The sequence below is a fragment of the Sphingomonas faeni genome, from assembly GCF_024273235.1.
Lineage (GTDB): Bacteria > Pseudomonadota > Alphaproteobacteria > Sphingomonadales > Sphingomonadaceae > Sphingomonas > Sphingomonas faeni_A.
Genome location: NZ_JANBVH010000023.1, coordinates 37,913 through 49,980, shown reverse-complemented (window position 1 = coordinate 49,980; position 12,068 = coordinate 37,913). Strand labels below are relative to the sequence as shown.

The 12,068-nt window shown below is 66.9% G+C and carries 12 protein-coding genes; 4 read left to right on the top strand and 8 right to left on the bottom strand.

Annotation, left to right across the window (positions count from 1 at the left end; genetic code table 11):
• Window positions 1-66 precede the first annotated feature (66 nt).
• The 8 genes from NLI89_RS13510 to NLI89_RS13475 all read right to left on the bottom strand — a co-directional run bounded on the left by NLI89_RS13510 (window position 67) and on the right by NLI89_RS13475 (window position 9,263).
• Window positions 67-1,176: a PepSY-associated TM helix domain-containing protein gene (locus NLI89_RS13510; RefSeq protein WP_254687485.1), complete on the bottom strand. Its 1,110-nt coding sequence runs from the start codon at window positions 1,174-1,176 to the stop codon at window positions 67-69.
• Between the two features lie 190 nt (window positions 1,177-1,366).
• Window positions 1,367-2,050, bottom strand: a complete 684-nt coding sequence (locus NLI89_RS13505; protein WP_254687484.1) for a Fe2+-dependent dioxygenase — start codon at window positions 2,048-2,050, stop codon at window positions 1,367-1,369.
• Window positions 2,044-2,790, bottom strand: coding sequence for a tetratricopeptide repeat protein (locus NLI89_RS13500; RefSeq protein ID WP_254687483.1), 747 nt, complete (start codon window positions 2,788-2,790; stop codon window positions 2,044-2,046). The genes NLI89_RS13505 and NLI89_RS13500 overlap by 7 nt, the downstream gene beginning before the upstream one ends.
• A gap of 7 nt (window positions 2,791-2,797) precedes the next feature.
• Window positions 2,798-5,284 carry a TonB-dependent receptor gene (locus NLI89_RS13495; protein ID WP_254687482.1) on the bottom strand — a complete coding sequence of 829 codons (2,487 nt, stop codon included), beginning with the start codon at window positions 5,282-5,284 and terminating at the stop codon, window positions 2,798-2,800.
• 75 nt (window positions 5,285-5,359) lie between these two features.
• Entirely contained in the window at window positions 5,360-5,617 is a 258-nt protein-coding gene (locus NLI89_RS13490) for a ribbon-helix-helix domain-containing protein (RefSeq protein WP_254687481.1), read from the bottom strand.
• Between the two features lie 7 nt (window positions 5,618-5,624).
• Window positions 5,625-7,448, bottom strand: coding sequence for a cobaltochelatase subunit CobT (cobT, locus tag NLI89_RS13485; RefSeq protein WP_254687480.1), 1,824 nt, complete (start codon window positions 7,446-7,448; stop codon window positions 5,625-5,627).
• A 4-nt stretch (window positions 7,449-7,452) separates the two neighbouring features.
• Window positions 7,453-8,457: a cobaltochelatase subunit CobS gene (gene cobS, locus NLI89_RS13480; protein ID WP_056052421.1), complete on the bottom strand. Its 1,005-nt coding sequence runs from the start codon at window positions 8,455-8,457 to the stop codon at window positions 7,453-7,455.
• Between the two features lie 281 nt (window positions 8,458-8,738).
• A complete protein-coding gene (locus NLI89_RS13475; RefSeq protein WP_254687479.1) occupies window positions 8,739-9,263 on the bottom strand; it encodes a J domain-containing protein in 525 nt (174 codons plus the stop codon).
• Between the two features lie 137 nt (window positions 9,264-9,400).
• On the opposite strand from NLI89_RS13475, the gene NLI89_RS13470 reads away from it, so the two are divergent.
• The 4 genes from NLI89_RS13470 to NLI89_RS13455 all read left to right on the top strand — a co-directional run bounded on the left by NLI89_RS13470 (window position 9,401) and on the right by NLI89_RS13455 (window position 11,880).
• Complete coding sequence (locus NLI89_RS13470; RefSeq protein WP_254687478.1) at window positions 9,401-9,688, top strand: BolA family protein; 288 nt, start codon at window positions 9,401-9,403, stop codon at window positions 9,686-9,688.
• The gene (locus NLI89_RS13465) at window positions 9,688-10,395 is read left to right on the top strand and encodes a glutathione S-transferase (protein ID WP_254687477.1); all 708 of its coding nucleotides are present in this window, start codon (window positions 9,688-9,690) and stop codon (window positions 10,393-10,395) included. The genes NLI89_RS13470 and NLI89_RS13465 overlap by 1 nt, the downstream gene beginning before the upstream one ends.
• 196 nt (window positions 10,396-10,591) lie before the next feature.
• Complete coding sequence (locus NLI89_RS13460) at window positions 10,592-10,975, top strand: NUDIX hydrolase (protein ID WP_439144514.1); 384 nt, start codon at window positions 10,592-10,594, stop codon at window positions 10,973-10,975.
• Window positions 10,976-10,980: 5 nt separating this feature from the next.
• The gene (locus tag NLI89_RS13455; RefSeq protein WP_254687475.1) at window positions 10,981-11,880 is read left to right on the top strand and encodes a pirin family protein; all 900 of its coding nucleotides are present in this window, start codon (window positions 10,981-10,983) and stop codon (window positions 11,878-11,880) included.
• The last annotated feature ends 188 nt before the right edge of the window (window positions 11,881-12,068 follow it).

Below are 12,068 nucleotides of genomic sequence, written 5' to 3'. Positions count from 1 at the left end.
CGTGCCCTCACCCTCCCGTCGGCAAGAGGCTCCTCCTTCCCTCTCCCCGGCGGGGAGAGGGAAAGCTTACGCCGCGCGTCGTGCTGCCAGCTCCGCCTTCCAGCCACGCGCACGCCACCACATGATCACCCCGGTCACCGCCAGCACCGCCGGCAATATCCCACCGAGGAAAATCACGAACTGCCACAACCCACCCATGTCGGTGCCGTCGTGGATCCGCCGCATCCACCGCGCCACGCCGCCCTGAGGCCGCGCCGGCGCCGCGGTCGCGCCACCGGTATCGTCGGCGATCTTCACTCCCACCGGCGTCCCGCCGCGCGCGAACGTCACGGTCCAGTCGGCGCTGAGGTCGGTCGGCCACGCGACACTCCGCAACGGTGCGCCACCCGCCAGCGCCCGCGCCTTGCCGATCGCCACGTCGAGCGGCTGAGCCGGCTTTGCCAATGGCTTCGCACGCATCATCGCCCCGCGATCGGGACCGCCCCTCGCCCGCGAGGCCTCCCCCGTGATCTTCCCGAAGAATTGCGGAAACGAGATCCACGCCCCGGTCAGCGACAGCACGAACAGCGGCAGCGCGATCCAGAAGCCGAACAGGTGATGCAGGTTGGTATCGACATCACGATGCCGCCGATACCGCAGCCCGCGCGTCCATTTGCCGATCGTCGGCCACCACAGCCACAGCCCGGTAAAGCACGACACCATCATCGCCACGCCGATCCAGCCGACGATCGAGCGCCCGACCCCGGGCAGTTGCAGGCTCCCGTGCAGGACGTGCAGGAACCGGACGAGCCCGCCGTTCGACGGCGACACCTCCAGCACGCGCGCGGTCGGCGGATCGAGATATACCATGGTGCGCTGCGGCGGACCGGGCCGCTTGGGCGCGCTCCCGGCAGCAGCGGCGGCGATCACGACCGGCCCCCCATCCTCGGGCATCGTAAGCTGCGCGATCCGTTCGCCGTGCGTGAGCCGGGCCGTCGCTGCCGCGACATAGGCGTCCGGGCTAAGCACCGTCGTTCCCGACACGGCATAGCGACTGGGATCGACGATCCGGTCGAGCGCACCGTGCCACACCAACGCCGCGCCGCTGAGCGACAGCGGAATGATCAGGATCGCCAGGATCAGCCCGATCCACTTGTGGACCTGAAACCACGCCCGTCGCATCGCCAGCTTGCTCATCATCTACTCCCTGTACGGGGAGCGTGGCATGGGGGGGCGGTGCAAGTCCACACGGGAGACAGCGCGCGACATGCTCCCCTCCCTGGAAGGGAGGGGGTGGGGGTGGGTCGGCCGACTTGAGTCACACCGACTGGGTATGCGGAAACCCACCCACCCCCTGCCCCTCCCTTCCAGGGAGGGGAGCAGAAGGTCACGCATCCGCCCAGCGGCGCAGCAGATTGTGGTACACCCCCGTCAGCCGTACTGTTGCCGGATCGCCCTGCCCTTGCGCGGCGGCGACCGCCTGCACACCCTGGTCGAGGTCGAACAGGATCCGTCGCGCACCGTCGTCGCGGACCATCGACTGCAGCCAGAAGAACGACGCGACGCGCACGCCGCGCGTCACCGGCGCGACGCGGTGCAGGCTGGAGGCGGGATACACCACCATATGGCCGGCGGGCAGCTTGACCGACTGCGGGCCGAACTGATCCTCGATCACGAGTTCGCCGCCGTCATAGGTTTCGGGATCGGCGAGGAAGAGCGTCGCCGACAGGTCGCTGCGGATGCGGAAGTCGGAGCCGCGCTTGATCCGGATGGCGGTGTCGACGTGCAGCCCGAAATCCTGCCCGCCGGCATAGCGGTTGAACAGCGGCGGAAACACTTTCAGCGGCAGCGCGGCGGCGACGAACAGCGCGGAGCGGCCGAGCGCGTCGAGGATGATCCCTCCGGCCTCGCGCGCGGCAGCCGAGTCCTCGGGCAATTGCTCGTTGCGCTTGGCGAGTGCGGATTGCTGGCCGGAGGTCGCATTGCCGTCGATCCACTCGGCCGCATCGATCAGCGCTCGGACGCGTGTGACCTCGGCCGGATCGAGCACGTCGGGGATGGCGATCAGCATGCCGCCCCCTCGCGCAATGCCGCCACGCCGGACGTCCGGAACGCCGGGATATCGCTCGCCGCCAGCCATGCTTCGGCCTTGGCCAGAAATGCCGCGTTGCCACGTGCGCCCGCCTGTTTCAGCCACGCCAACGCCATTTCGATCTCCCCCGCCGCGCCGAGCATGCGCGCGTGATTGAAACAGCCGCGAAAATCGCCGCCCTCCGCCGCGGTCGCATAGCATGCCGCCGCGCGCGCCACGTCGCGCTCGCAGGCCCAGCCATCCTCCGCGAAACTCCCGACGAAATTGATCGCCTTCGCACTGGCGAGCCCGGAGTCCATCGCCGCGACCTTCTCCAGCAGCGCCAGCGCAGCCGGCTTGTCCTCGGCAACACCGTCGCCCAGCGCGAGCAGCGTTGCGTAATTATACATCGCCCAGTCGAGCCCGCGCTCGGCCGCGATTCGGTAGCATTCGGCCGCGCGCGCCTTGTCGACACGCGTACCCCAGCCGAGATCGTAGCAGCGCCCGACCATGTTGAGCGCCATCACGTGATGCTGCGCCGCGGCCTTCATGAACCAGCCGAGCGCTGCTTGTCGGTCGGCGACGACGCCAACCCCGTCGAGCAACATCTGCCCGTACACCGCCTGCGCCTCGGCCACGCCCGCGTCCGCCGCCTCGCGCACGAACGCCGCGCGCTCCTCCGGACGTCCGGAGAGGCGCGCGGCGATGGCGTCGGGCGTGAGGGTATCGATCGCCGTCATGCCATCCTCAAAAACGCAGGTTTACCGTGCCGAACACCGTACGGCCGGCGGCGATGGACGCAAAGTGGCTGGTATAGGTCTGCGAGAAATAGGTCTTGTTCGTGACGTTCTGCGCGTTGACGCTGAGGTCGATATTGTCGGTCAGCTTGTAGCTCGCGCGCGCATCGAAGCGCCAGTAATCGGGGATGCTGCGTGTCAGGGTTTTGGTCGCGGCATTGACCGTGACCACGCCCGCGGCGTTCTGCGTCGCGGTGCGGTTGTCCGCATAGCCACCGATCTGCTCGTCCATGTACAAGGCCGTGCCGCCGATCTGGAGCCGCTTGGTCACATTGACGTTGGTCGTCGCGGTAAAGCTGTTCCTGGCGGTCTGCGGGACCTGCTTGCCGGTGTTGACCGACACGACGCCGATCGTCCGCGCTGGCTGAACGACCGTGGTGACGCCGTTAGCGGTCGTCGTGATCGCGGCGGCGGTCAGCGTCGTGAAGCCGCCGTCGAGAATCTTCGGATCGAGATGCGTGAACCCGCCGAACACGGTCCAGCCGGGCAGGATCGTGCCGCTGACGTTGAACTCGAAGCCGCGGATCCGCGTCTCGCCGATGAACGACGCGGTGTTGGTGTCGTCAAGCACGCGCGCGTTGGAGATTTCGGTCTGGAACGCTGCCGCGCCGAGCTGGAGCCTCTCGCCGAACAGGCTCGCCTTGGCGCCGACCTCATACGACTTGGTCTTTTGCGGCTTCAGCAGGTCGAGCGTGGCGGCGGTGATCGCATTGTCCTCGCGGCCCTCGCCGAGCAGGCTGTTCGGCGGCGTCGCGGCGGTCGCATAGCTCGCATACAGGCTGGTCTCCGACGTCGGCTTGAACACGAGTCCGGCCTGCCAGTTGAACAGATTGTCGACGCGCTTGACCTTGGTCTGCGTCGCGCCGGGCAGCGTGATGGTGGACTCGAACCGGTCGTACCGTGCGCCCAGGTTCAGGATCAGCGACGGCATCAGCGTGATCGAATCGAACGCGTAGACCGCCTTGGTATTCGCGTCGTTCTGCGTTTCGGTCGAGGGCGCGCCCTTTACGATCGGGGTCGCGGTGGTCGACGTGTCGCTCGTGTAATTGACCCATGGTGCATACGGGTCTGGATCGAACAGGCTGGTGCAATAGGACCGCGCGATCGTCGCGGTATTGCAGCGTGGCGAGATCGTCGATCCGTTCGCCGACACGAACGTCCCGCGCCGCGTCTTCTCCCACGAGATTTCGGTGCCGAGCGAGAAGCTGTGTTCGATCCCGCCGGTGTTGAACTTGCCGTACAGGTCGGTCTGGTCGACGATGCTCTCGCTATAGCCGTAGCGCGTGTTGCCGCGGGTCCAGACATAGCCGCCGGTCGTCACGTTCGCGCCGGTGTTGGCCGCGGTGGTGCCATAGACATTGCCCTGGCTGTCGTCCGGCAGCGTGAAGATGTAGCTCTGGTCGCTGTGCGTGTAGCGCGCGGTGTTGCGCAGCGTGATGCCGCCGAAATCATGCTCGACGCGGAGCGTCGCCTGATTGGTGGTCGCATCGCGGAAGTCGCGCGCCGCAAGCCCGTAGAAGTTCTTGCGCGAGACGTAGCCGGTCTGGCCGCCCGCCGTCGTCACGGTGCCGAGCGCGGGCTGGGTCGTGACGTTGCCGGTGCCGGGATGATTGGCGATCGTGTAGAGATACGGGATGCCGCTGTCGGGCAGTTCCGAGCTTTCCATATGATAGAAGCTCGCGGTCAGCCGGGTCGGCGTGCCGAGCCCGACCGCGAACGACGGTGCGATGCCCCAGCGCTTCTGCCAGATCGCATCGCGGCCGGCGACGTCCTGGTCGTGCCACATGCCCTCGATCCGGAACGCGGCGGTGTCCGAGACCTTGAGGTTCACGTCGCCGGTGACGCGCTTGTAGTCGGCCTCGCCGTAGCTGGCGCTCGCCGATCCGAAATTCTCGAGCTGCGGCAGGCGCGACAGGATGTTGATCGTGCCGCCCGCCGAACCGCGTCCGCCGAGCGTCGAATCCGAGCCGCGGACGATCTGGACCGAGTCCACCGCGAACACTTCGCGCGTCTGCGAGGCGAGATCGCGGACGCCGTCGACGAAGATGCTGCCCTGGCTGTCGAAGCCGCGGATGAAGGGGCGGTCGCCGATCGGATTGCCGCCCTCGGCGGCGCCGAAGGTGATGCCGGGCACGGTGCGCAGCGCGTCGGCGAGGCTGTTCGATCCGGTCTGTTCGATCACTTCCTTTGGCAGCACAATCACCGAACGCGGCGTGTTCACCAGCGGCGCGACCTGCTTGGGGCCGGAATCGCGCTCGCGCTGACCGTTGACCAGGATTTCATCGCGTTGCTGCTCGTCCGTGAGCGGGGCCGGGGCCTTGTCCGTCTCAGCGGCATAGGCCGGCGCCGTGGCGAACGCGCCGACGCACGACAGGGCAAGAAACGCGGGCACGGAGGACGAACGCGGCAACGATGCGCGCGGCGAAGATAGCGACATGGACAAAACCCCTTTGTTCTTGAGGGGTTCGCTATTGAGAGTCGTTCGCACTGTCAACGCTAATGCGAGTAGTTCTCAAACTGGATTATCGAACAGCCATGATCTCAACGCGCTAGCGAGGTTGGGTGGATCGTCCGCCACGATGCGGAGCGCGTCGATTTCCGCGACGAGCGCGGACAGCGGCAGGGCGAGGCGCACGGCCGCAGCTTCCAGCGCCTGCCAGAAGACGGGTTCGAGGCTGATCGAGGTCTGGTGGCCGGCGATCGTGATCGAGCGTTTGACGGGCCCGTGAAACCCGCTCGCCGGCGCCGCGATGACGCCGCCCGCGGTCACCGGCGCGTCACTCGGTATCGAACAGCGAGGCCAGCTGTTCGATGATCGTGCCGCCGAGTTGCTCGACGTCCATGATCGTCACGGCACGCGCGTAATAGCGGGTGACGTCGTGGCCGATGCCGATCGCGACCAGCTCGACCGGCGACTTGCTCTCGATCCAGCCGATCACCTGACGGAGGTGGCGCTCCAGATACGAGCCCGAGTTTACCGAAAGCGTCGAATCGTCGACCGGCGCGCCGTCGCTGATCACCATCAGGATGCGACGTTCCTCGGGCCGCGCGACCAGCCGCGCATGCGCCCACATCAGCGCCTCGCCGTCGATATTCTCCTTCAGCAACCCCTCGCGCATCATCAGTCCGAGCGAGTTGCGCGCGCGGCGCCACGGCTCGTCGGCACGCTTGTAGACGATGTGACGGATGTCGTTGAGCCGGCCCGGCTGCGGCGGACGACCGGCGGCCAGCCATGTCTCACGGCTCTGCCCGCCCTTCCAGGCGCGCGTGGTAAAGCCGAGGATCTCGGTCTTCACGCCGCACCGCTCCAGCGTGCGCGCGAGGATGTCCGCGCTGATCGCCGCGATCGAGATCGGGCGACCGCGCATCGATCCCGAATTATCGATCAGCAGAGTCACCACGGTGTCGCGGAAATCGGTCTCGCGCTCGGCCTTGTAGCTCAGCGACAAGGTCGGGTTGACGATCACGCGCGCGAGGCGCGCCGCGTCGAGGATGCCCTCCTCCTGGTCGAAATCCCACGACCGCGACTGTTGCGCCATCAGCCGCCGCTGGAGCCGGTTGGCGAGCTTCGACACGGTCGATTGCAGATGCACGAGCTGCTGGTCGAGATAGCCGCGCAGCCGCGCCAGTTCGTCGGCGTCGCACAGCTCGGTGGCAGCGATCACCTCGTCGAACTGCGTCGTCCACGGCTTGTAGTCGAACGCGCCGCCCATGTCCGCGAACGGACGGTTCGGGCGGACCGGCTGCATGCCTTCCTCGCCGTCGTCGCCGGGCTCGCCGTCGATGTCGTCCATCGACTCGTCGCTCTGCTCCTGGCCGTCGCTTTCCTCGTTCTGCTGCTCGGCCTGTTCGCCGCGCGCCTCGACTTCGCCCTGGCCGTCCTCGCCCTGGTCGTCGCCTTCGTCGCCCTCATCCTGCTGCTGCTCGTCGGTGCCCTCGTCCTCGGAGCCGCCCTCGTCGCTCTCCTCGGGGACCTGATCGCCTTCGACCAGCTCCAACTCCTGCAACATCTTCCGCGCGAGACCCTGGAACGCCTTCTGGTCGTCGAGCGCGTAGGCCAGCGCATCGAGATCGGTCTTGCTCTCGATCCACTCGCGCACGAGCGCGAGGCCGGGCGCGGCGATCGCGGGCGATTCCTGCCCGGTCAGCCGCTCGCGCACCATCAGGCCAAGCGCGGTCGACAACGGCACCTCGTCACGGTTGCGCGCGCGCGTGATCGGATCCGCCCGCAGACGCACGTCGAGCGCACGTTCGAGATTCTCGGTGATCCCCGCATAGCCGCGCGACCCGAGCGCCTCGACCCGCGCAGTCTCGACCGAATCGAACACCGCGCGCGCCACCGCCTCGATCGGTGCCGCGCGATTATGCAGCGCGATATCGTGCAGCTTCAACCGGAGCGCAAAGCCATCCGCAAATCCGCGCGCCTCCGCGACTTGCTCCGCCGGTAGAGCACGCGCGGGCATCGGCACCTTGATGTGCTTGCCCGACTGCGCCGGCGCATCCGCGGTGAACGCGAGCTCGACCTCCGGCTCCTCCGCGATCGCGCGCGCCGTGCCGGCAAGGACCGCCTTGAAGCGATCGAGAGGGGTTTCGTTGGCCAAAGGCTTACGCCTTACCCACCACGCTCTCGGGAAGGTCCTTGCCAAACACGCGCTGGTAATATTCGGCTACCAGCGGCCGTTCGGCCTCGTCACACTTGTTGAGGAAGCTCAACCGGAACGCAAAGCCGACGTCGCCGAAGATCAGCGCGTTCTGCGCCCAGGTGATTACCGTACGCGGGCTCATCACGGTCGAGATGTCGCCGTTGACGAAGCCTTTCCGCGTCATGTCCGCCACCCGGACCATGTTCTCGACGGTCTTCTTGCCCTCGGGCTTGTCGTATTCGCCCGACTTGGCGAGCACGATCTGCGCCTCGACCTTGGCGGGCAGGTAGTTGAGCGTGACGACGATGTTCCAGCGGTCCATCTGGCCCTGGTTGATCTGCTGCGTGCCGTGATACAGCCCGCTCGTATCGCCGAGGCCGACCGTGTTGGCGGTGGCGAACAGGCGGAACCACGGGTTCGGGCGGATCACGCGGTTCTGGTCGAGCAGCGTCAGCTTGCCCTCGGTCTCCAGCACGCGCTGGATCACGAACATCACGTCCGGGCGACCGGCATCGTACTCGTCGAACACCAAAGCGGTTGGGGTCTGCAACGCCCAGGGGAGCAGGCCTTCGCGGAACTCGGTGATCTGCTGGCCGTCCTTCAGGACGATCGCATCGCGGCCGATCAGGTCGATGCGGCTGATATGCGCGTCGAGGTTGATCCGGATGCATGGCCATTTCAGGCGCGCCGCGACCTGCTCGATATGCGTCGACTTGCCGGTGCCGTGATAGCCCTGGACCATCACGCGGCGGTTATGTGCGAAGCCCGCCAGCACGGCGAGCGTGGTATCAGCATCGAAGACGTAGGCCGGATCGAGATCGGGCACGCGCTCGTCGGCTTCGGAAAACGCCGGCACTTCCATGTCGGAATCGATCCCGAACATCTCGCGCACCTTCACCATGCGGTCTGGTGCGTCGAGGATCGTGGTCTCGCGGCTATCAGGCTGGGTATTCGGGATATCGGTCATGTTGGCCTCGTGTTCCCGGTAGCTCTAGGCCAAGCGCGGGCTGTTACTCAACCGCCCGCTGTACGAATGCGCGGATGAGTAACGTGGATGAACTGGACGAACCGCCCGGCCGAGGACGAGTTCCCCCGCAGAGGGCGGCGAATTATCGATCACAGTAATATGGGGCCCCTTCTCCGTCATCCCAGCGAAGGCTGGGATCCAGAGCCACGATCGAGATCCTGATTGGCTCTGGGTCCTGGGTCGAGCCCAGGATGACGGAAGGGTGTCAGGCGGCGGAGCGGTCAGGCGAACGCGGCGGCGCCCTTCAGGTGCTGGTAGGCCGCGATCACCTTCTGCAATTCCGATTCATGCGCCCGGTCGCCGCCGTTGCGGTCGGGGTGATAGCGGCGGACGAGTTCGCTGTAGCGTTTTCGCAGCGCCGTCCGGTCGGTGTCCGTTCCGAGCCCGAGCACGCGCAACGATCGGCGCTCGCCGTCGGAAAGCACCCGGCCGTCCTTGCGCGCCGCCGCCATCCGCTCGCCGAACCGGGCACCGATCGCATCGATCGGGTCCGCGAAGTCGGCCCATTTGGGTGGCGTGTCGCCACCGCCATGCGCGAACGCCCGCGTCTCGCGCTCCCAGCCCGCCATCGGCCGCTGCGCGTGGTGGATCTCGTCCGCGGTCATGCCGTCGAAGAAATTATAGCCCGAGTTGAACGCGCGGACATGCTCGAGGCAGAACCAGCGGAACTGCGGCGGGCCGCTGTCGCTCGGGCCTTCCAACGGTGGCGCGCGAAATTCGCCGGGCTCCTCGCAGTCGCGCCACATGCAGACGCGACCGGTCCCTTCCACGCGGCCGTGAAACCGTGGGCTGGGGCGTTCCTTGCGCTCTTTCCGCCGATCGTCTGTGTGTCCGTCGTCCGCCACCGGCTCCCCGCGCTTCCAAAACGGGCTATATAGGGCGCATGACAGACCTCGCCACCGGCTCCGTACAGGACCAGATCACCGCGCGCCTCACCACGGCGCTTAGCCCCACGCAGTTGACCGTCGTCAACGAGAGCGGGCTCCATGCCGGCCATATGGGCGACGACGGCACCGGCGAGACGCATTTTCGCGTCGACGTGGAAACGCCACGGTTCGAAGGGCTTAGCCGCGTCGCCCGTCAACGCCTCGTGAACCAGGCGCTCGCCGATCTGTTGAGCACGAAGATCCACGCGCTCGCCATCAAGGCCCGCGCACCCGGGGAAATCTGATGGCGTACAAGCTCTGGTACTGGCCCTCCTTGCAGGGGCGCGGCGAGTTCGTCCGGCTCGCGCTCGAAGCTGCTGAAATTCCGTATGAGGATTGCGCGCGCGGTGTGGGCGAGGAAGGCCTGATGGCTGATCTCAACGACCGCACCGGCCGCACCCCGTTCGCGCCGCCCTATCTCGAACTCGACGGCCTGGTCATCGCCCAGGTCGCCAACATCCTGATGTATCTCGGCGAGCGCCATGGCCTTGCGCCATCCAACATGGCCGACCGGCTGTGGCTCAACCAGCTCCAGCTGACGATCGCCGACCTCGTCGCGGAGGTCCACAACGTCCACCATCCGGTCGCGATGATGGACTATTACGACGACCAGAAGCCCGAGGCCGCACGCGCCGCCAAGCAATTCCGCGAGGAACGCCTGCCGAAATATCTCGGGCATTTCGAGGATGCGGCGCAGGCCAATCCGGGCGACTGGCTGATCGATCATCGCTGGACCTATGCCGACACGTCGCTGTTCCAGCTGGTCGAGGGGCTGCGGTACATGTTCCCCAAGCGGATGAAGACGCTCGAGCCCACGTATCCGAACCTCGTCCGCCTGCACGATCAGGTTGCCGAACTGCCGGGGATCAAGGCGTATCTGAAGAGCGACCGCCGCCTCGCCTTCAACACCGACGGCATCTTCCGCGCCTATCCCGAGCTCGACGCCGAATGACGCACCTTCGATCCTCCCCCGCAAGGGGTAGGTGGATCGCGCAGCGAGACGGAGGGGGCGGGAAGCGATGACCGGCGTTCCGTGTCCTCCCCCTCCGTCGCCTACGGCGCCACCTCCCCCTGGCGGGGGAGGATCAGTGCGAACCCCACGCCCGGCCGCGCGCATCCTGCTCGTCGACCGCGAGGGCCGCGTCCTGATGTTCCGCTTCACCCCCACCGATCGCCCGCCACTCTGGTGCACCCCGGGCGGCGCCGTCGATCCGGGCGAGAGCTATGCCGCCGCCGCCCGCCGCGAACTCTGGGAGGAAGTCGGGCTCGACATCGACTGCGGCCCCGAGGTCGCGCAACGCACCATCGATTTCGTGACCTTCGACGGCGTCGAGGTCACCGCCGACGAGCGCTATTTCCGGATCGACGTCGACACCTGCGAGGTGAAAGCGGGCAATCTCACCGACCAGGAGAAACAACTGCTCGTCGGTCACCGCTGGTTTTCCCGAAACGAGATCGCGGGCTTTCACGAAACGCTCTATCCAGCAGACCTGGTCGAACTCCTCGACGCCACGGAACCTGCCAAGGGATAACGCGCATGCTCGATGATTTCCTCCTCCAGACCATCCTGCCGTCGACGCACGATCTAGGCGGGTTCAAGGTCCATCGCACGCTGCCGAACAAGGAGCGGACGATGGTCGGCCCGTTCCTGTTCTTCGACCAGATGGGTCCGGCGCATCTCGATGTCGGGCAAGGCATCGACGTGCGCCCGCATCCGCACATCAACCTGTCGACCGTCACCTATTTGTTCGACGGCGCGATCGACCACCGCGATTCGCTCGGCACGCAGGCGCGGATCGAGCCCGGCGCGGTCAATCTGATGACCGCGGGCCACGGCATCGTCCATTCCGAACGCTCGCCCGGCGACGAGCGCGCCGAGGGGCCGAACCTGTCGGGCATCCAGACCTGGCTGGCGATGCCCGAGGCGGTCGAGGAGATCGACCCCGCGTTCGAGCACATCACCAAGGCGCAACTGCCGACGATCGAGGCGCACGGCGCACGCTCGCGGATCATCATGGGGAGCCTGTGGGGCCAGACCGCGCCGACCACGACCTATTCGGGGACGATCTACGCCGACATCGCGCTCGATCCGGGCGCGAGCGTGCCGATCGATGCCGCGGCCGAGGAGCGTGCGATCTATCTTGCGATGGGTGAGGCGACGCTGGAAGGCGTGACGCTGGAGCCGCAGGTGCTGTACGTCCTCCGCCCCGGTATCGCGGCAACGCTGCGGTCCGCGCATGGCGGTCGCGCGATGCTGTGCGGCGGCGATGCGTTCACGACGCCGCGCCACGTCTGGTGGAACTTCGTCAGCTCGAACCGAGACCGCATCGAACAGGCGAAACGCGACTGGAACGCGGGCAATTTCCCGAAAGTGCCCGGGGATGAGAAGGAATGGATCGAAATTCCCGCGATCCCGAAGACGGTCAGCTATCCGTGATCTCTCCCCTCCCGCCTGCGGGAGGGGGTAGGGGGTGGGCACGCGCCATCGACGAGCGATCCGCTTGCGACTGGCCGCGAGCCCACCCCCGACCCCTCCCGCAAGCGGGAGGGGAGAACAGATCTTCTGCTCCCCTCCCGCTTGCGGGAGGGGTCGGGGGAGGGCATGATCCACGGGCAGCGCGACGG